Source organism: Methylobacterium sp. HMF5984 (assembly GCF_045033435.1).
Classification (GTDB): domain Bacteria; phylum Pseudomonadota; class Alphaproteobacteria; order Rhizobiales; family Beijerinckiaceae; genus Methylobacterium.
Map to the genome: position 1 here is coordinate 1,255,695 of NZ_JBJFLN010000001.1, position 16,432 is coordinate 1,272,126.

At 69.4% G+C, this 16,432-nt stretch carries 19 protein-coding genes and 1 tRNA gene; 12 read left to right on the forward strand and 8 right to left on the reverse strand.

What is annotated here, in order from left to right; genetic code table 11:
* Window positions 1-388 precede the first annotated feature (388 nt).
* Window positions 389-1,441, reverse strand: a complete 1,053-nt coding sequence (locus tag ACFZ8E_RS05895) for a ParB N-terminal domain-containing protein (RefSeq protein ID WP_405042307.1) — start codon at window positions 1,439-1,441, stop codon at window positions 389-391.
* 447 nt (window positions 1,442-1,888) lie between these two features.
* Between ACFZ8E_RS05895 and ACFZ8E_RS05900 the strand changes: the two genes are divergently transcribed.
* Both ACFZ8E_RS05900 and ACFZ8E_RS05905 read left to right on the forward strand, forming a co-directional pair.
* A complete protein-coding gene (locus tag ACFZ8E_RS05900) occupies window positions 1,889-2,473 on the forward strand; it encodes a hypothetical protein (protein WP_243951026.1) in 585 nt (194 codons plus the stop codon).
* Window positions 2,466-2,711, forward strand: a complete 246-nt coding sequence (locus ACFZ8E_RS05905; RefSeq protein ID WP_243951024.1) for a hypothetical protein — start codon at window positions 2,466-2,468, stop codon at window positions 2,709-2,711. The genes ACFZ8E_RS05900 and ACFZ8E_RS05905 overlap by 8 nt, the downstream gene beginning before the upstream one ends.
* 35 nt (window positions 2,712-2,746) lie before the next feature.
* Here ACFZ8E_RS05905 and ACFZ8E_RS05910 read toward each other — a convergent pair whose 3' ends face one another.
* Window positions 2,747-2,983, reverse strand: coding sequence for a hypothetical protein (locus tag ACFZ8E_RS05910; RefSeq protein ID WP_147841751.1), 237 nt, complete (start codon window positions 2,981-2,983; stop codon window positions 2,747-2,749).
* 725 nt (window positions 2,984-3,708) lie between these two features.
* Window positions 3,709-3,785: transfer RNA gene (locus tag ACFZ8E_RS05915), tRNA-Arg, on the reverse strand.
* 362 nt (window positions 3,786-4,147) lie between these two features.
* Here ACFZ8E_RS05915 and dusA point away from each other — a divergent pair.
* Window positions 4,148-5,167, forward strand: coding sequence for a tRNA dihydrouridine(20/20a) synthase DusA (dusA, locus tag ACFZ8E_RS05920; protein ID WP_279603819.1), 1,020 nt, complete (start codon window positions 4,148-4,150; stop codon window positions 5,165-5,167).
* On the opposite strand, the gene ACFZ8E_RS05925 is transcribed toward dusA, so the two are convergent.
* The 3 genes from ACFZ8E_RS05925 to cobS are packed head-to-tail and all read right to left on the reverse strand — an operon-like array spanning window position 5,168 to window position 6,935.
* On the reverse strand, window positions 5,168-5,857 hold the full coding sequence (locus tag ACFZ8E_RS05925; RefSeq protein ID WP_243951022.1) for a TIGR02281 family clan AA aspartic protease: 690 nt from the start codon (window positions 5,855-5,857) through the stop codon (window positions 5,168-5,170).
* Window positions 5,854-6,075, reverse strand: a complete 222-nt coding sequence (locus ACFZ8E_RS05930; protein ID WP_147841755.1) for a DUF1289 domain-containing protein — start codon at window positions 6,073-6,075, stop codon at window positions 5,854-5,856. Before ACFZ8E_RS05930 ends, ACFZ8E_RS05925 begins: the two co-directional genes overlap by 4 nt.
* 38 nt (window positions 6,076-6,113) lie before the next feature.
* Complete coding sequence (gene cobS / locus ACFZ8E_RS05935; RefSeq protein WP_243951018.1) at window positions 6,114-6,935, reverse strand: adenosylcobinamide-GDP ribazoletransferase; 822 nt, start codon at window positions 6,933-6,935, stop codon at window positions 6,114-6,116.
* 133 nt (window positions 6,936-7,068) lie between these two features.
* On the opposite strand from cobS, the gene cobT reads away from it, so the two are divergent.
* The 3 genes from cobT to queC are packed head-to-tail and all read left to right on the forward strand — an operon-like array spanning window position 7,069 to window position 9,191.
* Entirely contained in the window at window positions 7,069-8,106 is a 1,038-nt protein-coding gene (gene cobT, locus ACFZ8E_RS05940; RefSeq protein WP_243951016.1) for a nicotinate-nucleotide--dimethylbenzimidazole phosphoribosyltransferase, read from the forward strand.
* Window positions 8,107-8,110: 4 nt separating this feature from the next.
* Window positions 8,111-8,467 carry a 6-carboxytetrahydropterin synthase QueD gene (queD, locus tag ACFZ8E_RS05945; RefSeq protein WP_147841758.1) on the forward strand — a complete coding sequence of 119 codons (357 nt, stop codon included), beginning with the start codon at window positions 8,111-8,113 and terminating at the stop codon, window positions 8,465-8,467.
* Window positions 8,460-9,191 (forward strand): 7-cyano-7-deazaguanine synthase QueC, encoded by a 732-nt coding sequence (queC, locus tag ACFZ8E_RS05950; protein ID WP_243951015.1) that lies wholly within the window; start codon window positions 8,460-8,462, stop codon window positions 9,189-9,191. The genes queD and queC overlap by 8 nt, the downstream gene beginning before the upstream one ends.
* Before the next feature lie 13 nt (window positions 9,192-9,204).
* Here queC and ACFZ8E_RS05955 read toward each other — a convergent pair whose 3' ends face one another.
* A complete protein-coding gene (locus tag ACFZ8E_RS05955; protein WP_279603818.1) occupies window positions 9,205-10,281 on the reverse strand; it encodes a methyl-accepting chemotaxis protein in 1,077 nt (358 codons plus the stop codon).
* Between the two features lie 169 nt (window positions 10,282-10,450).
* On the reverse strand, window positions 10,451-11,011 hold the full coding sequence (locus ACFZ8E_RS05960) for a TetR/AcrR family transcriptional regulator (RefSeq protein WP_243951013.1): 561 nt from the start codon (window positions 11,009-11,011) through the stop codon (window positions 10,451-10,453).
* A gap of 172 nt (window positions 11,012-11,183) precedes the next feature.
* Here ACFZ8E_RS05960 and ACFZ8E_RS05965 point away from each other — a divergent pair, with 172 nt between their 5' ends.
* From ACFZ8E_RS05965 to ACFZ8E_RS05990, 6 genes are all read left to right on the forward strand, one after another.
* Window positions 11,184-12,116: a quinoprotein relay system zinc metallohydrolase 2 gene (locus ACFZ8E_RS05965; protein ID WP_147727432.1), complete on the forward strand. Its 933-nt coding sequence runs from the start codon at window positions 11,184-11,186 to the stop codon at window positions 12,114-12,116.
* Between the two features lie 41 nt (window positions 12,117-12,157).
* Window positions 12,158-12,991 (forward strand): quinoprotein dehydrogenase-associated SoxYZ-like carrier, encoded by an 834-nt coding sequence (locus tag ACFZ8E_RS05970; protein WP_243951011.1) that lies wholly within the window; start codon window positions 12,158-12,160, stop codon window positions 12,989-12,991.
* Window positions 12,991-13,587 (forward strand): rhodanese-like domain-containing protein, encoded by a 597-nt coding sequence (locus tag ACFZ8E_RS05975; RefSeq protein ID WP_147727434.1) that lies wholly within the window; start codon window positions 12,991-12,993, stop codon window positions 13,585-13,587. The genes ACFZ8E_RS05970 and ACFZ8E_RS05975 overlap by 1 nt, the downstream gene beginning before the upstream one ends.
* Window positions 13,588-13,787: 200 nt before the next feature.
* Window positions 13,788-14,612, forward strand: coding sequence for a 3-methyl-2-oxobutanoate hydroxymethyltransferase (panB, locus tag ACFZ8E_RS05980; protein WP_147727435.1), 825 nt, complete (start codon window positions 13,788-13,790; stop codon window positions 14,610-14,612).
* A 101-nt stretch (window positions 14,613-14,713) separates the two neighbouring features.
* Window positions 14,714-14,950, forward strand: a complete 237-nt coding sequence (locus tag ACFZ8E_RS05985; RefSeq protein ID WP_147841765.1) for a hypothetical protein — start codon at window positions 14,714-14,716, stop codon at window positions 14,948-14,950.
* A 105-nt stretch (window positions 14,951-15,055) separates the two neighbouring features.
* On the forward strand, window positions 15,056-16,429 hold the full coding sequence (locus ACFZ8E_RS05990) for an MBOAT family O-acyltransferase (protein ID WP_405042309.1): 1,374 nt from the start codon (window positions 15,056-15,058) through the stop codon (window positions 16,427-16,429).
* Window positions 16,430-16,432: the final 3 nt, after the last annotated feature.

Genomic DNA, 16,432 nt, shown 5'->3' on the forward strand with positions numbered 1-16,432 from the left:
CGCGCGCATCCGATCTCGATCGGATGGGCGCGTATCGCATGCGTCCCGCTCGTTCCGTGCCGATGCGGAGGTGCAGGTGGATCCCATCCCTTCGATCGCCCGGTTTCGAAGGATGTGCATCGCGGCGCACGTGACGATGGCGGGGCGTGCGAGCGGCATTCGGCGGCTTGGTACCGTCGGCCCGTTGTCGATTCTCCGGCGCAGGCGTTCGGTCGCCGGGCAACGCGAGCGGCCCCGGACGGCATTGTCGTGCCTCCGCCGTGGCTCGATCACGACGTCGGCAGGCAGGATCGCGCTCGACCCGTCACACGCCGCCCGCGCGCGCGAACTGTGGCCGGGTCGCAGGGGGGCCGACGTGGCGAGGCGGTCTCAACGCGATGCACCGCGCTCAGAGGTTGACGACCTCGAGCTTGGGGCGCGGCGCGTCCCAGCGCACGGGCCGATGCTCGCGCGTGACCGGCATCAGGGCCGACAGCTCGACCGCGATCACCTCGGCCATTCTCTGCACGAGGTCGCTTCCGGTGGCCGAGCCGTCGTCGCAGCGGGCCTGCAGGCGCGCGAGATCGATCTGGTCGAACGCGTCGAACAGGGCGAGGCCGCCGTCGCGCCAGTCCTGATGCCGGTCGATCGCCGCGCACAGGGCCTTGATCATGCGGGCATTCAGCATCCCGGGCTTGTTGTTGCCGGTCTCGATCACGCATTGCAGGGCGGTGATGACGGTGTTCTGGCCGTGCCGCTTGATGCATTGCTTGATCGCGCCGACCGCCATGGTCTGGCCGGCGGCCTGCTTGCTGATCGGCAGCGGATAGCGGAGCAGCGTGGCGTCCGCCCGGGCGCAGACGTCGGCGACCTGGACGGCCCAGGTTTCGCCGGCGACCAGGGCGGCGGCGTGGACCGCGACGCGGGCGATCGGCGTGGTGACGCAGTTGATCGCCTTGAACGCCGCTGCCTGCTGCTCACGCGCGGCGATCACGATCTGGCAGGGCACCTCGTCGTACCCGACGAGCAGCGCCGCCGTGGTGCGATGCTGCCCGTCGATGATCGCGAAGCGGCCGCCTTCGACGGGGGAGACGACCACGGGGGTGAAGCAGCACCACGAGAACATGCTGGCAATGCGTTCGACGTTCCTGCGACCCACACCGATGATCGGGCGCTGGTAGCTCGGGTCGATCGTCAGCGCGCTGATCTTCAACCATTGCAGCATCGGCGCCACCCCGGCGTCGACGTGACTGGGACGCGTGAACCCATCGGTAGAGATCGTATGCATGGCCTGCCCTCGAACGAATTCTCGCCTGTCGCGATCGATATCCCGGCTCCTGCCGGCTGCGATGTTTCCCTCGATCGTGTCCTGGAGCGGATCCGCGATGCTGATTTCAGGCGACGAAGTGACCAGTCGGTTCTGATCGCGCTTCGAAGCCCCTCCACGATCCGGATCGAGCATTTTGCCGTTTATTGATTACTGCCAAATTGTATTTGACAAAAAACTGTATCCATTAGGAGAAAAAGTCAATATTAACCTATATCAAACCAGGCGTTGTGTTTGGGGCGGCTCTATAGTGGATTTTTGCCAGTTTCCAGGACACGCGCTGCGGATGGTCCGGTGCCTCGGATGGGGCCGAGATGCCATCGTCGTCCGTCCATGATGTTCGGATTTTTGTGCTGGACGATCGCACGATGGCTGCAAACAGCGCTGCCGAATTGCCGAAGATCGTCATCGTCCGTGCGGGATTTTGATTTTATAGCCATTGGAGCATCATATATTCGATTCCATAAACTAGAAAATTGATTGATATCTTCTTTTGAGGTTATAATATACATGCGATAGCTTAGAGCAAGTGAGCGTAGAATGGGGTTTCGGCCGGGTTATCCAGCATTCGTAGTCGATGTTATGAAGCCGGATGAGGCGGAGTGGAGCTTTGTCCCTCTCCTCGACACGCTTCCCGGGAGGCTCACTGGCAACGACCAGCGCCTGATTGGTCTTGAGAAACCCGACATCGAGTGCGCCGCGCTCGACGCGTCATCGGTTTACTGTTTTGAGGCGCGATCTAGCGTTTTGCACAGGATTCTTGCGTCGATCGGTCAGATCCTCGCCCCACAACTGGAGGTCGACGGCGACCGTCTCGCGCGGGGGAACTCCGCCGTTCTGGCCGTCTCGCGTCGCGTGGGCGTTTCCTTCGCATTCGGCGAATGGGTCCGAGCCGCGTCCGATCTCGCGGGCAGGCTCGGAAACACGGCCGAGCGTACTCCGGTGCGGGCGGACTCACCGACCAATCGATCGAGTGCCGCCTCTGGCGTCGACACGACCGATTCAGTGCCCTGCCACGTCGTCATCGCGGATCGGGTGGCTGCGAGCGACAAGCCGGCGGATCCCAAGGGTATTGCGGGCCATGCCTGGCTCGCCCAACCCTTCGCGAGCCGTGCCGTCAGGCCCTTCGCCGCGATGGCCGGCCGGGAGCGGCGCCGCCATGGCTGAGGCGAAGCCCTGGCTGCCCGCGAGCGGGCGCTACCGCCTCGAGATCCTGTCGCGCGGCGCTCGCCTCTACCATCCGCAGGACCGCCAGATTCGAGCCCTGGCCAAGCGCGGGCTGATCGAACCCTTGCCGGAGGCCGACCCGGCCGGGGCCTGCCGCTGGACGATCACCGAGGCCGGGCTGGCCGCGCTGATGGGGTTCGTGCCCGCAAGCAAGATGGGGCCGTCGGGCAACGGCTGATGCTCCGCGAGCTTCGGCATCAGGGAACGCCCGACTCAGCCACCGGGCTCGACATCGAGCGTTCTCGCCGGACCCTCCAGCTCCTTGGCGACATCGTGGAGCACCTGCTCGACCAAAGGCGGCCACGGGACATCGCAGGCCTGAAGCAGCTTCGCCGCATCGAGAAGCGCTTCGATCTGCGCCGGCAGGATCGGACCGCCCACCATCTGCGCATAGCGGACCCGAGCCGCGAGAGCCGACGACAGCCGTACGACTTCCGAGCGTTTGTCCATCTATGGCTCCGGGGATTCGATCTTGTCGTAGTTCATCAAAGCGATGCTTTCAAAATGGTCGTCTCAAGGGTTGTTATTAAATATTTCACGACTACCATTAAGGTGGCTGTGAGATTTAATCAATTAATTAATTTTTATTTTTTATCCCCAGAGATCACAACTTGTAGCATTTTAGAGACGAGTAAACAGTTAGGCTCAAGAAATACATTTCGATATATCGATAAAGAGTAGCATGAAAATCATGAACTACCTTGCGCGCGCTGTGCGACGAAGCCACCGCGAATGTCACGCACCTCGCGTCCGCGCGTTGCGCTCCGAGCGCCTACGCAGATCCAATAGCAGGACAGGAGTTAGGCCACCGCCGCCGTGAAACGGAACCTAGACCTGCTCTGTCGAATGGTCGAGGACGAGGTTGGCGATTTCGAAGCGGTCGGGAAGGAACGCTGCAGGCTGCCGACGGCTCAGCGGACCTTAGCAGTTGCGGCGCTGCAACGGCCCCGTGTCGGCGAGTTTCCCGCGCGTTCACCCGGTTGCCGACCGTGGGTTCCCCGGCCGATGCGAGAGACCATGACGACGGGCGAGATTTCGTTCCGAAACGCGTGGCTTCCGGTGTTCGTCGACCGCACCGTAACGAACGTCGACGACCGAGTCGATGACAGGACCATCTGAGCGTCGTCGTGGCGGGTGCATGGCCACCGCCCGGTGTTCGCATTGCTGTGTGGGTATGGCGCGCCCGAAAGGATTCGAACCTCTGACCCCCAGATTCGTAGTCTGGTGCTCTATCCAGCTGAGCTACGGGCGCCCTGCGGACCGGTCGGCGGTGGAGGCCTGTTCCGGTCGCGAGGGGGTGTCTAGAGGCTCGTTCCGCGCTTGGCAAGTGGGTATCGGCAAGTGGGTATCGGCGGGTGGGTTGGCGGAGCGGTCCCTTGCCGTCGCGCACGCGGCGCATCGATCCCATGGCTCGCGACGGCGCTCGCAACCGAGGCGCTGCTCGGGCCCGCGCATCGCCGAGCCCACCGTGCTGCCTTTGTGCCGTCTCCTGCGCATGGTATCCGAACGCGTCCGCGCGCCGGCTCGCGGCCGAGGTGGATACGGCAAAGCCGCCGCAGGCGGGCAGGGCGGCGTCCTGCCGGCGAGAGATGCTTTTTAGGGTACGAGATCCGAATGATTGCGGCGGCCGAGACGGAAGGCACCCTCGCGGGCTGGCGCTTTAGCGTCGCGCCGATGATGGACTGGACGGATCGCCATTGCCGGGCGTTCCATCGTGTGCTGTCGGCGCGGGCGCGGCTCTATACCGAGATGGTCACCACCGGCGCGGTCATCCACGGCCCACGGGAGCGGCTGCTCGGGTTCTCGCGCGCGGAGCATCCGGTGGCGGTGCAGCTCGGCGGCTCCGAGCCGGCCGACCTCGCCGAGGCCGCGCGGATCGCGGAGGGCTACGGCTACGACGAGATCAACCTGAACGTCGGCTGCCCGTCGGACCGGGTGCAGAACGGGCGCTTCGGCGCCTGCCTGATGCTGGAGCCGGAGCATGTCGGCGCCTGCGTCGCGGCGATGAAGGCGGCGGTGCGGGTGCCGGTGACGGTGAAGTGCCGGATCGGCGTGGACGAGCAGGACCCGGAGCCGGCGCTCGACACGCTCGCCCGCGCGGTCGTCGCGGCCGGCGTCGACGGGCTGATCGTGCACGCGCGCAAGGCCTGGCTCCAGGGCCTGTCGCCGAAGGAGAACCGCGACGTGCCGCCCCTCGACTACGGCCGGGTGGTCCGCCTCAAGCAGGCATTTCCCGCCCTGCCGATTGCGGTGAACGGCGGCATCGCCACCGTGGCGCAGGCGAAGGCGCACCTGTCCGGCCTCGACGGCGTGATGGTCGGGCGCGCGGCCTACGGCGATCCGGCCGGGCTGATCGCGGTCGATCCCGAGCTGTTCGGGGCGCCGGCCCCGGTGGCGGACGCGTTCGAGGCGGTCGAGGCCTATGCGCCCTACGTCGCGGCGGCGCTGGAAGGCGGCGAGCGGCTCCATGCCATCACCCGGCACATGCTCGGGCTGTTCAACGGGCGGCCGGGCGCGCGGGCGTACCGGCGCCACCTCTCGACGGCGGGCGTCGAGGCCGCGGCCGACCTCGCGACCCTGCGCGCCGCCGTGGCGCTGGTCTCGCGGGCGTTGCCGGAGCGGGACGCCGCCTGATCAGCGCCCGCGCAGGATCAGCCGGTCGCCGCGGACCTCGTAGCCGGCGAGCCGCGTCAGGAAGCTCTGCCCGAGCAGGTTGCCGTCGAGGGCGCCCGGCTTGGCGACGAGCGCCGGGACGCGCCGTTCCGTGATCGGGCCGATGGCGAGCGCGTCGAGCGTGGTCGGCGCGGCATAGGCGATGCCGTTCGCCGTCGCGACGCGGGCGGTGAATGCGCCGGCTTCCGGGCGGAGGCCGAGCGCCGCGGCGTTCTCCGCGGTGAGGACGACCGCGCTGGCGCCGGTGTCGAAGGCGAAGCTCTGGCTCCGCCCATCGACCTGCGCCTCGACCAGGAATGCGCCGTCCGACCGGCGCGTGATCGTCACTGTGCCCCCGGGGCCGATCGTCGGGGAGCCAGGGCGCAACGCACCGGTCACCCGCGCGCCGACCTCCTGCAGCGGCTCGCGATAGACGTAGCCGACGATGCAGGCGAGCCCGAGGCCGCACCAGAGCAGCAGCGCCTGGAGGTTCTTTCCGGGGGCGCCGGCGAATTGCCGCCAGAACCCGGCGACCACCAGCGCGAGGATGCCGGCGCCCCAGGCGAGGCCGGCGAGCTGGTCGGGCTCGATCGCCCCGGCGATCCGGCCGCCGTCGGTCGCGACCAGCACGGCCACCACCAGGCCGATCGCGATCAACGCGAGGATCGTCATGCCGGCGTTCCGGCCACCGCGAGACCGGCCCCCCGCAACCGGGCCGGGAGCCCTGCCATGATCGCGCGGCGCTGCGGCTCGGAGAGCGAGCCCCACAGCCCGATCTCGTCGCGCGTCCGGCCGCAGCCGATGCACAGGCCGCTCGGCCCGTCGAGGACGCAGACCTTGGTGCACGGGCTCGAGGGTTTGCCGGACGACGTCGGGATGGGCGGGTTCATGCCGCGTCCATGCCTGCTTCGTGGCCTTGCGATCAAGCTCAGACCGTGGCCAGCAGGGCGAGGAGGGCCCCGATCTCCGCGACCTGCTGGCAGGCTCCGACGACGTCGCCGGTCTGCCCGCCGATCTTCCGCCGGGCGATGCGCGTCATGGCGAGGGCGGCGAGCGGCGCCAGCACCACCATCGCGAGGATGCCGGAGAACGGCAGGCCGAGCGGGCGCGCCAGCAATGCCAATACCAATCCGATGCCGATGGCCGTACCCGTCGCCGCCCGGCTCGGGCGGCCGACCGCGGCGGACAAGCCCCCGGGTCGGGCCGGCGCGAGCAGAACCATCGGCGCGAGCGCGGCGACCCGCGACAGGATCGCGGCGAGGGCGAGGCCGGTGGCGGCGGCCGTGCCGGTCCGGTCCAGCAGGGTGGCGAGCGCGCCGATCCGGAGCGCCAGCGACAGCATCAGCGCGACGCCGCCATAGGCGCCGATGCGGCTGTCCTTCATGATCTCGAGCCTGCGCTCCGGCGTCGCGCCGCCGCCGAACCCATCGGCGACGTCGGCGAGGCCGTCCTCGTGCAGCGCACCGGTGAGCATCACCGCGACGGCGACGGCGAGCGTCGCCGCGACGAAGGGCCCGAGGTCGATCCACCATCCGGCGAGCAGCACGAGGGCCGGCGGCAGCGCCAGGATCAGGCCGGCCAGCGGCAGCATCCGCGGGATCGTCCGGAAGTCGGGGACGGCGTGCGGATCGGGCTCGCCCGGAAACCTCGGCAGCGGCAGGCGCGAGTAGAAGCGCAGGCACGCCGCCAGATCGTGCAACAGGTCGCGGCCCGGCCAATCGGCCTCGCCGCGGAACGGTCCGCCCACCATCACGCCGCCTTCGCTCGCAATCGGCCTTCGTCCGCACGCAGCCTTCACCCGCGCGTCCCGCACCACTATAGCTCGCGGGAACGGCGCGCCCGTCCACCGGCGCAAGCCCGCCCACAACAATCCTTTGGACCCGATGACCGACCCGACCCCGTTCGCGGATATCCGCCGCCTGATCGAGACGATGCCCGGCCCCGATCGCGATGCGACCGCGGCGATCGCGGCACGCGAGGCGCGGCTGACGAAGCCCGCCGGCGCGCTCGGGCGAATGGAGCAGCTCGTCGCCTGGCTCGGGGCGTGGCAGGGCAAGGCGATGCCGACGCTGGACCGGCCGCTGGTCTGCGTGTTCGCCGGCAGCCACGGCGTGACGAAGCGCGGCGTCTCGGCCTTCCCCGATGCGGTGAATCGCCAGATGCTCGAGAACTTCGCCGCGGGCGGGGGAGCGATCAACCAGATCTGCGCCGCCTACGGCCTCGGCTTCAAGGTGTTCGACCTCGCCATCGACCTGCCGACCGGCGACATCACGCAAGACGCGGCCCTCGACGAGAAGGCCACCGTCGCGACCATGGCGTTCGGCATGGAGGCGGTGGCCGCCGGCACGGATTGCGTCGGCGTCGGCGAGATGGGCATCGGCAACACCACGATCGCCGCCGCGATCTACGCCGCCCTGTTCGGGGGAGCGCCGTCGCACTGGGTCGGGCACGGCACCGGCTTGGACGAGGCCGGGATCGCGCGGAAGGTCGCGGCGGTGGAGGCCGCGCTCGCCCACCATGCCGGCCATCTCGACGACCCGCTCGAGGTCCTGCGCCGCCTCGGCGGCCGCGAGGTCGCGGCGATGGCCGGCGCGATCCTGGCCGCGCGGTTGCAGCGGGTGCCGGTGGTGCTCGACGGCTACGTCGCGACCGCCGCCGCGGCGGTGCTGCACGCGCTCGACCCGCGCGCGCTCGACCATTGCCTCGCCGGCCACGTCTCGGCCGAGGGCGCCCATGCGGAGGTGCTGGAACGCCTCGGGCTGGTGCCGCTGCTGGCCCTCGGCATGCGGCTCGGCGAGGGCTCGGGCGCCGGCATGGCGATGGGCCTGCTGAAGGGCGCGCTCGCCTGCCATCGCGACATGGCGACGTTCGAGCAGGCCGGGGTCTCGGGCAAGGCCGGCGTCTCGGGCAAGGCGGGGTAGCAGGATGAAGATCACCCAGGCTTTCACCTTCGAGGCGGCCCACCGCCTGCCGAACGTGCCCGAGACCCACCGCTGCCACCGGATGCACGGGCATTCCTACCGCGTCGAGCTGACGGTCGCCGGCCCGGTCGACCCGCGGACCGGCTGGGTGGTCGACTTCTTCGACATGGAGGCGATCTTCGCGCCGGTGCTGCTCCGGCTCGATCATTACTGCCTCAACGAGGTCGAGGGTCTGGAGAACCCGACCGCCGAGAACATCGCGGCCTGGATCTGGCATCGCACGAAGGACGGCCTGCCGGGCCTCAGCTCGGTGAAGGTGTTCGAGACGCCGATGTCCTGGGCGGAGTACGACGGTGACTGACGAGCGCGCACTGGTCCTGTTCTCGGGCGGCCAGGATTCCGCCACCTGCCTCGCCTGGGCGCTCGACCGGTTCGCCCATGTCGAGACGCTGGGCTTCGACTACGGCCAGCGCCACCGAATCGAGCTCGACGGCCGCGACGCGCTCCGCGACGGGATCGTCGGCATCCGCCCCGACTGGGCGGAACGGCTCGGCGCGGACCACACCCTGGCCCTCGACGCGCTCGGGCAGGTCTCGGAGACGGCGCTGACGCGCGAGACGGCGATCGGCTTCGAGGCCGGCGGGCTGCCGAACACCTTCGTGCCGGGCCGCAACCTCATCTTCCTCACCTTCGCCGCCGCTCTGGCCTATCGAAGGGGCCTGCGGCACGTCGTCGGCGGCATGTGCGAGACCGACTATTCCGGCTACCCGGATTGCCGCGACGACACGATCAAGGCGCTGCAGGTCGCGCTCAACCTCGGCATGGAGCGGCGCTTCGTGCTGCACACCCCGCTGATGTGGCTCGACAAGGCCGAGACCTGGCGCCTCGCCGAGTTCCTGGGCGGACGGCCGCTGGTCGATCTGATCGTCGAGGACAGCCACACCTGCTACCTCGGCGAGCGCGGCGCGCGCCACGCCTGGGGCTACGGCTGCGGCACCTGCCCGGCCTGCGCCCTGCGGGCCTCCGGCTACGCCCGCTTCGTGGCGGACGCACCCGGGAAATCGGGCCAGAACGCCGCCGCTTGACAGGGCGCCCGCGTCAGCGGGTTTGGACGATCACCCCGTACCAGCCGAGGCCCGCATAGGTCTCGTAGCCGGGGGTGCGGTGGAAGGCGGTGACGGCCGCGCCCTGCACCACGCCGTTGGCGCTTCCCTTCGGATCGAAGGCCAGCGTCTCGCTCAGCACGCCCCGGTCGTCGGAGGCGGCGAGGACGCGGCGGTCCGCATCCACGAGCAGCACCCGCGTGCGGGCACGATCCTGCGGCGAGACCCGCACGCCTGCCACGATCGCTCGCGCCTGCGGTTCCCAGTCGAAGTGGATCGCCAGGACGCCGGCCGGCACCCCGTCCGCTCGCCCGCCCGCGCGGATGCTCGCGCAGTACGTCGCGACCTGCGCCCCGCCGAGACGCGCCTCGCGCCGCACGTTGCCGGAGACGTAGTCGTCGCCGCTGCGCAGGACGTCGGCCTCTCGGAACCAGGGCTCGTCGGCGACGCTGTCGCCGCGCACCCCGGGATACCGATCCGGCCTGCCGACGGCGAGGATGCGTCCGTCGCGGTCGCAGACCCAGAGGTCGAGATAGACCGTGTAGGCGGACAGGATCACGCCGAGGCGTGCGCACGCATGGGCCGCGGTCGCTTCGCCGGGCTCGGTCACGCAGGCCACCAGGGCCGCATCCGTCGCCCACCAGCGCACGTCGCAGGTCCGCTCGTAGAGATTGCGGTCGACGAGCTCGATCGCATTGAGGGCGAGATCGATCATGCGCTCGCCCTGGGCCTGGACGGCCATCGCGCCGACGGTCCGGCCGAGCTCGCCGATATGCCCGGACAGCTGCGTCTCGAGCTCGCGGGCGAGGCTCTCGATCTCGGCGCCGATGCCGCGGACCTCCTGTGCCACCACCGAGAAACCCTTGCCGTGCTCACCGGCATGGGCCGCCTCGATCAGCGCGTTGAGCGCAAGGATCTTCGCCTGCGCGGTGATCTGGTGGATGCGCCCGATCTTCTCCTGTGCCACCCGGCTGACCCCGGCGGTCAGGGTCGAGATCGTCGCCAAGGTCGGCGCCGGCTCGACCGCCGCGTCCGCGGCTCGGCCGACGATGTTCGAGGCGGAGACGGGCATGCGGTTCGGCTCGGGTTCGGATCGTCGTTCGTGACTTAATACCTAGACGGGCCGAGTGAAAAAGACTTTAATCTAATCAAAGAGCCGGGCGGCGCTGCTTTCAATCCGGCCGCCGCTGTCAGCGGCGCGAAACCCGTCCGTCTCGGGCGGCCATCGTTCGCGAGCCGGGTCAGCGCAGGCGGTCGGTTAGCGCGGTCAGCGTCCCGGCGAAGGCTTCGGGCCCGCCGAGCAGCCGCTCCAGCAGCAGAGCGCCTTCAAGCGTCGCCACCACCAGGCGGGCATGGCGCGCGGGGTCGAGCCCGGCCCGGATGCTCCCATCGGCCTCGCCGTCGCGAAACACCTGCTCCAGCCACGTCAGGTGATGGGCGAAGAACGCGCCGACGTCGCCCCGCAGCCGTTCGGGCAGCGCGTCTCCCTCCGTGGCGAGCGCGGCGCACAGGCAGCCGAGCCCCTGCTCGACACCGCCGAGATAGAGCCGGCCGTAAGCCGCGATCCGGTCGATGCCGGCCGGGTGCGTCGCGCAGATGTCGGCGAGGGCCGCGTCGTAGCGTTCGCCGTAGGCCGCCACCAGTGCCGCGCCGAGATCGTCCTTGGTCCGGAAGTGATGGTGGATGCTGGCCTTGCGGATGCCGACCACCTCGGCGAGGTCGGCGTAGCTGAATCCGGACCAGCCGCGCCCGCGCACCAGCATCTCGGCCTGAAGCAGCAACTCGGCGCGGGTGTCTCGCATCGCAGGGTCGGAAACCGTGTTCGCAGCGCGCCGCCGGGCAGCACGTTCCCTCTTGTGGCACTTGACGCCGAAGAAATCTACCTACTAGATGGTTGGAACAATAAGTCAGGAGGTCCCGCATGTCGGGAACGGCTCAGCGCCACGCCCATGCCCGCCGCAGGGATTCTCGGCGATGAGCGCCGTGCTGACGCGCCGCGCCGCGCTTTTCGGCGGGTTCTGCCTGTGCTGCCTTCCGAAGCCCGGCTTCTCGGCCGAGTCCTTCGCGATGGAGGAGGTCGGGCCCGGCATCTTCATGCGCCGCGGACCGAACGCCGACGCGACGCCCGAGAACGACGACGCGATCGCCAACATCGGCTTCATCGTCGGCAAGGAGGCCGTGCTGGTCACGGAGTCGGGCGGCAGCCTCGCCGACGGGCAATGGCTCCGCTCCGAGATCGTGAAGCGCACGTCGAAGCCGATCCGGCACGTGGTCATCACCCACGTCCATCCCGACCATTGCTTCGGCGCCGCGGCCTTCCTGGCCGACAAGCCCAACGTCATCGGCCATGCCCGCCTGCGCGAGGCGCTCGACGCGCGGGGCGACTATTACCGCCAGCGGCTCGTCGACATCCTCGGCGCCGACAAGGCCGGCAGCGTCGTCTACCCGACGCAGGAGGTGAAGGACGGGGCCGAGGTCGACCTCGGCGATCGCACCCTGCGCTTCGCCGCACACGCCACCGCGCACACCTCCTGCGATCTCTCGATGATCGACAGCGCCAGCGGCCTGCTGTTCACCGGCGACCTGCTCTCGGTCGGCCGCATCCCCTCGCTCGACGGCAACCTCAACGGGTGGCTGAAGGAGATCGAGGGCTTGCGGGGCTCGGGCGCGACCCGGGCGGTTCCCGGCCACGGCCCAGTGTCCGTCGCGCTGGCGCCGGGGCTCGATGCGCTCGCCGGCTATCTCACCACGCTGCGCGACGAGACCCGCAAGGCCATCGCCGCCGACGTGTCGATCGAGAAGGCGGTGGGGACCGTCGCGCAATCCGAGCGCGGCAAGTGGGACCTGTTCGACAGCTACAACGGCCGCAACGTCACCGAAGCCTACAAGGAGCTCGAGTGGGAATGAGGCCCGGCACGACTTATCTTTCACGCCATCGGAGGAACGCCATGAAGTCCGCCCTTTCGTTGATCCTGAGCGCGAGCCTGTCGGCCGCCATCCTCGCCGGCCCAGTCCTGTCCGGACCCGTCCTGGCGGCCGGTGCCTCTGACACCGACGCCGAGCGCGCCGCGCGCTGGCAGGAGATCGCCAAGTCGGTGTTCGGCGACCGCAAGATCGCGCCGACCGACACCCTCATCCGGATCGACGCGCCGAACCGCGCGATGGATGCGGCGCTGGTGCCGATCACCCTGACCATGCCGGAGAAGGACAAGATCAAGGCGGTGCACTTCGTCATCGACGACAACCCGTCGCCCTACGCCGCGCACTTCACCTTCGGCCCGGCCGCCGACCCGAGCGAGCTGAAGCTCCGGGTGCGCGTGAACAACTACACCAACGTCCACGCCGTCGCCGAGACGAAGGACGGCGGCCTCTACGAGGCGGTCAAGTTCGTGAAGGCGTCGGGCGGCTGCTCGGCTCCCATGGGCATGAGCGACGAGGAGGCGATGAAGGGCATGGGCGACATGCGGATGAAGTTTTCCGGCGAGGCCCAAGCGGGCAAGCCCGTCGAGGCGACGCTCATGATCCGCCACCCGAACTTCTCGGGCATGCAGATGAATCAGGTGACCCGCGACTACACGCCGGCGCGCTACATCAACAAGCTCGTCGTCACCGCCGGCGACAAGACCGTGTTCGCCATGGACGGCGACATCTCGATCGCCTCGAACCCGGTGATCAATTTCGGCCTCATCCCCGAGCCCGGCAAGCCGATCAAGGTCGCCGCCACCGACAGCCAGGGCGGCTCGTGGGAGCACAGCTTCAACGCGCCGAGCCCGAGCAACTGATGCCCGCGCGCCGATCCCATCGCCTGATCCGCGTCGGCACGGCGCTGGCCGCCGCGGGTCTCCTCGCCGCGGCGCCGGCGGACTCACCGGTGAACGTGCCGGAGCCGGCGGGCCTGCACGAGGGCGTGCAGCAGGGCTACACGCCGAAGACCCTGAGCGGCGCCGTCGTCGTCGACATCGCCGCCCTCGACGCGCTGATGCCGAAGCAGCCGCTGCTCATCGACGTGGCTTTGGCCGACCGGAAGCCCGCGAACTTCCCGGCGGACCGGCCCTGGCTTCCGGCCCACCGCTCGGTGCCCGGCGCCGTCTGGATGCCGAATGCGGGCGCGGCGCCCCTCGATCCCGTACGGGAGGACCTGTTCCTGAAGCGGGTCGAGGCGCTGACCGGCGGCGACAAGGCGAAGCCCATCGTCACCTTCTGCCATCCCGATTGCTGGGGCAGCTGGAACGCCGGCAAGCGTCTCGTCCGGCAGGGCTACACCGCGGTGCACTGGTTCCCCGACGGGATCGAGGGCTGGCAGGACAAGCACGAGACCGCGGTGGTCCGAGAGGACCCCGAATGGGCGCGCAAGCCGGTCTCTGCCGGCGAGCGGTAGCGCCTTCTCGAGCGCGCCGCATGCCGGCTCGCGTGGACGCGTCCCGCCCGGCCGAGCCTTACACCCTCCCGCAAAGGAAAAGCGGCGGGCGGGATTTCCGGCGCCGGACGGTGTAGAGGAGGCGCGCGGGCGATCCTGATCGGCCGCGAGCCTCCGGCCCGTCAGCCGCGGGCGAGGTGACGAGAACGGAGTCCAAGACCATGTCGCAGGTCGTGCAGTCGCGGCGCGTGATGGCGGTGGATCTCGCCAAGCGGAAGGCCGAAGGCGCCAAGATCATCGCGCTGACCGCCTACCACGCCCACACCGCCAGCATCCTCGATCCGTATTGCGACTTCATCCTCGTCGGCGACTCGCTCGGCATGGTGATGCACGGCCTCGAATCGACCCTGCCGGTCACGCTGGAAATGATGATCCTCCAGGCCCAGGCGGTGATCCGCGGCACCTCGCGGGCGCTGGTGGTGGTCGACATGCCGTTCGGGTCCTACGAGGCGTCGCGCGAGCAGGCGTTCATGAACGCCGCGCGGGTGCTGAAGGAGACCGGGGCCGGCGCGATCAAGATGGAAGGCGGTGCCCGCTTCGCCGACACCGTCGCGTTCCTGACCCAGCGCGGCATTCCGGTGATGGGCCATATCGGCCTGACGCCGCAATCCGTGAACACCATGGGCGGTTTTCGCGTCCAGGGCCGCGGCCCGGACGGCGAGCGCATCCTGATGGAGGATGCCCGCGCGATCAGCGAGGCCGGCGCCTTCGCGATCGTGCTGGAAGGCATCGTCGAGCCGGTGGCCAACGCCATCGCCCGGTCGCCGGCCGTGACCGCGCCGACGATCGGCATCGGGGCCTCGGCGGCCTGCGACGGCCAGATCCTGGTGCTCGAGGACATGCTCGGCCTGAGCGACCGGGCGCCGAAATTTGTGAAGAGCTTCGGCTCGCTGCGCGCCCACATCGAGGAGGCGGTGCGCACCTACGCCGACGAGGTCCGGTCCGGGCGCTTCCCCGCCGAGGATCACACCTACGGGCCGCGTTGAGGGCCGGTTCACCCTGTTCGGGGCGAAAACCCTCGGTCGCGCATACCGGGCGATCGATCGGGCATGGTCGTGCGTTACCCTCCCGATCATTCGGAGACGGCATGGACGCGCGCTGCATCACCCTGAACAACGAGGCGGTCCGCATCGGATCGGAGCGGCTGCTCAGCCACCTCCGCAGCGAGGGCCTGAATTACGACCTCTGGGTCACCGGCACCGATTGCGGGAGCACGGTGCACCTGCGGGTCGACGACCTCACCGACAGCCTGGACAGCCGGATCCGCGCGGTGCTGGTCGGAACCGCCACGACGCTGGACCTCGCGACCCGGCCCCACGCGTAAGGCGCAACGCCGTCGATTGACGCATCCCGGTCGATCCCCGACAAGGCGGCCGCCCGACGCTCGGTCCGAGCGGCGCGGCATACCCCCGCCGCGCCGCCCCGGCCGATGCTGTTCAACTCCTTCGTCTTCCTCCTCGCGTTCCTGCCCGCGGCGCTGGCGCTGCACGCCCTCGTCGAGCGCCATCGGCCGGGCCTGCGGCTGCCGCTGCTCGTCCTGCTGTCGTTCGTGTTCTACGGCTGGTGGGACGTGCGGTTCGTGCCGCTGCTGCTCGGCTCGATCCTGGCGAACTGGCTCGTCGCCCGCGCCTTCGTCAGGGCGCCGACCCGCTGGCTGATCCCGGGTGCGATCGCGGCGAACCTCGTCGTCCTGGCGCTGTTCAAGTACCTCGATTTCTTCGCCGACCTCGCCGGCCTGATCCCGGGGATCGAGGCGCCGCGGCTCGGCTGGGTGCTGCCGCTCGGGATCTCGTTCTTCACCTTCCACCACATCATGTACCTGACCGACCTTCGGGCCGGCCGCGCGCCGGCCTTCGGGCTGACCAAGTACGCGCTCTACATCGCCTTCTTCCCGCAGGTTCTCGCCGGCCCGCTCGTGCGCTGGAGCGAGATCATGCACCAGTTCGACGAGCGTCCCTATGCGCGCCCGGATGCGGCGGAGCGGATCGGCCGCGGGCTGATGCTGCTCACCGTCGGCCTGTCGAAGAAGGTCTTCTTCGGCGATCCGCTGGCGGGCTACGTCAACCCGGTGTTCCAGGCCGCCGCCGCCGGCAAGGCGGTGACGACCGCCGAGGCGTGGCAGGCCACCCTCGGGTTCACCTTCCAGATCTACTTCGACTTCTCGGGCTACACCGACATGGCGCTGGGCATCGCGCTGCTGTTCGGGCTCGTGCTGCCGCAGAACTTCGACGTGCCGTACCGGTCGGCGTCGCTGCGCGACTTCTGGCGGCGCTGGCACATGACGCTGTCGCGGTTCCTGCGCGACTACCTCTACATTCCGTTCGGCGGCAACCGCCGCGGCCTCGCCATCCAGGTCGCGGCCCTGTTCGCGACGATGACGCTCGGCGGGCTCTGGCACGGGGCCGGGCTGACCTTCGTCGCCTGGGGAGCGCTGCATGGGGCCGGCCTCGGGGCGGGCATCCTGTTCCGCCGGGCGAACCTTCGGATGCCGATGGTCCTCGGCTGGGCGCTGACGTTCCTGTTCGTGGTGCTGACCTGGGTGCTGTTCCGCGCCACCAGCTTCGAGGCGGCGCTGATAGTGTTCAAGGGGCTGGCCGGCTTCGGTCCGTCCGGCACCGGCTTCAAGTGGCGGACCATCGCCGTCGCCGCTGCCGTGGCGACGGTCGGGCCGAGCGCCTGGGCCGCGGTCCACCGCATGCCGCCGAGCCGGCTCATCGCCGCCGCCTTCGCGCTGCTGTTCGTCGTCGTGCTCCTGAAGATCGGCGACGACGGCAATTACGACTTCATCTATTTCCAGTTCTGAGCC

Coding starts and splice junctions, on each gene's coding strand:
- cobS (WP_243951018.1), bottom strand. CDS start 6,935: ATGGTGGGCGGACCGTTCCGCGGCGAGGCCGATTGGCCGGGCCGCGAC.
- ACFZ8E_RS05955 (WP_279603818.1), bottom strand. CDS start 10,281: ATGCCCGTCTCCGCCTCGAACATCGTCGGCCGAGCCGCGGACGCGGCG.
- panB (WP_147727435.1), top strand. CDS start 13,788: ATGTCGCAGGTCGTGCAGTCGCGGCGCGTGATGGCGGTGGATCTCGCC.
- ACFZ8E_RS05975 (WP_147727434.1), top strand. CDS start 12,991: ATGCCCGCGCGCCGATCCCATCGCCTGATCCGCGTCGGCACGGCGCTG.
- ACFZ8E_RS05970 (WP_243951011.1), top strand. CDS start 12,158: ATGAAGTCCGCCCTTTCGTTGATCCTGAGCGCGAGCCTGTCGGCCGCC.
- ACFZ8E_RS05930 (WP_147841755.1), bottom strand. CDS start 6,075: ATGAACCCGCCCATCCCGACGTCGTCCGGCAAACCCTCGAGCCCGTGC.
- ACFZ8E_RS05925 (WP_243951022.1), bottom strand. CDS start 5,857: ATGACGATCCTCGCGTTGATCGCGATCGGCCTGGTGGTGGCCGTGCTG.
- ACFZ8E_RS05900 (WP_243951026.1), top strand. CDS start 1,889: ATGAAGCCGGATGAGGCGGAGTGGAGCTTTGTCCCTCTCCTCGACACG.
- ACFZ8E_RS05965 (WP_147727432.1), top strand. CDS start 11,184: ATGAGCGCCGTGCTGACGCGCCGCGCCGCGCTTTTCGGCGGGTTCTGC.
- ACFZ8E_RS05905 (WP_243951024.1), top strand. CDS start 2,466: ATGGCTGAGGCGAAGCCCTGGCTGCCCGCGAGCGGGCGCTACCGCCTC.
- ACFZ8E_RS05910 (WP_147841751.1), bottom strand. CDS start 2,983: ATGGACAAACGCTCGGAAGTCGTACGGCTGTCGTCGGCTCTCGCGGCT.
- queD (WP_147841758.1), top strand. CDS start 8,111: ATGAAGATCACCCAGGCTTTCACCTTCGAGGCGGCCCACCGCCTGCCG.
- ACFZ8E_RS05990 (WP_405042309.1), top strand. CDS start 15,056: ATGCTGTTCAACTCCTTCGTCTTCCTCCTCGCGTTCCTGCCCGCGGCG.
- ACFZ8E_RS05895 (WP_405042307.1), bottom strand. CDS start 1,441: ATGCTCGATCCGGATCGTGGAGGGGCTTCGAAGCGCGATCAGAACCGA.
- cobT (WP_243951016.1), top strand. CDS start 7,069: ATGACCGACCCGACCCCGTTCGCGGATATCCGCCGCCTGATCGAGACG.
- dusA (WP_279603819.1), top strand. CDS start 4,148: ATGATTGCGGCGGCCGAGACGGAAGGCACCCTCGCGGGCTGGCGCTTT.
- ACFZ8E_RS05960 (WP_243951013.1), bottom strand. CDS start 11,011: ATGCGAGACACCCGCGCCGAGTTGCTGCTTCAGGCCGAGATGCTGGTG.
- ACFZ8E_RS05985 (WP_147841765.1), top strand. CDS start 14,714: ATGGACGCGCGCTGCATCACCCTGAACAACGAGGCGGTCCGCATCGGA.